This is a genomic window from Bacillus sp. SIMBA_154 (assembly GCF_046536015.1).
Classification (GTDB): domain Bacteria; phylum Bacillota; class Bacilli; order Bacillales; family Bacillaceae; genus Bacillus; species Bacillus pumilus_P.
This window is the reverse complement of sequence record NZ_JAWJBV010000385.1, coordinates 1-259: the sequence shown is the minus strand read 5'-3', so window position 1 is coordinate 259 and position 259 is coordinate 1. Positions and strand designations below refer to the sequence as shown.

At 46.3% G+C, this 259-nt stretch carries 1 protein-coding gene; it reads left to right on the top strand.

The features are described from left to right. On the top strand, positions 1 to 259 hold a 259-nt coding region (locus R0K30_RS22475), incomplete at both ends, for an AbgT family transporter (protein WP_410613118.1).

The window sequence follows — 259 nt, the reverse complement described above, 5'->3', positions numbered from 1 at the left end:
AAGTCGTTAGCTTACTCAGTGCCGAGGGCTTACAGCGTATTGTAACGGGATTGGTAACTAACTTTACCAGCTTTGCCCCATTAGGTACGGTGTTAGTGGCGCTATTAGGTGTAAGTGTTGCCGAGCATTCAGGGTTATTGTCTGCGGCAATGCGTGGCATGGTTATGGGTGCATCTAAACGCTTAGTTACCTTTATGGTGGTATTCGCTGCTATTTTATCAAACACAGCATCTGAGCTGGGTTATGTCGTATTGATCCC